Source organism: Gelidibacter salicanalis (genome assembly GCF_016469035.1).
Lineage (GTDB): Bacteria > Bacteroidota > Bacteroidia > Flavobacteriales > Flavobacteriaceae > Gelidibacter > Gelidibacter salicanalis_A.
Genome location: NZ_JAEHJZ010000182.1, coordinates 1 through 213 on the forward strand (window position 1 = coordinate 1; position 213 = coordinate 213).

Sequence of the window (213 nt, forward strand, 5' to 3'; positions counted from 1 at the left end):
CCAGCGCATTCCGGAAATGAGTGCAGAGAAAGCTGAACAGCTTATCGATCAGGGCATCATCACTGACGGTATGATCGTCAAAGTTAACGCCGCGCTGGACGCTGCGCGTTCTCTCGGACGTCCGGTGGATATCGCCAGCTAATTTGATGACTAACGGATTCATAGCTGTTCGCGCCCCGACCGGTTGAGAATGTTAATTAATAACAATAGGTT

General features: G+C 50.2%; 1 protein-coding gene. It reads left to right on the top strand.

Annotation, left to right across the window (positions count from 1 at the left end; translation table 11 throughout):
• Positions 1-7: 7 nt before the first annotated feature.
• Positions 8-142, top strand: a complete 135-nt coding sequence (locus tag JEM65_RS21295; RefSeq protein WP_368856077.1) for an amino acid kinase family protein — start codon at positions 8-10, stop codon at positions 140-142.
• Positions 143-213: the final 71 nt, after the last annotated feature.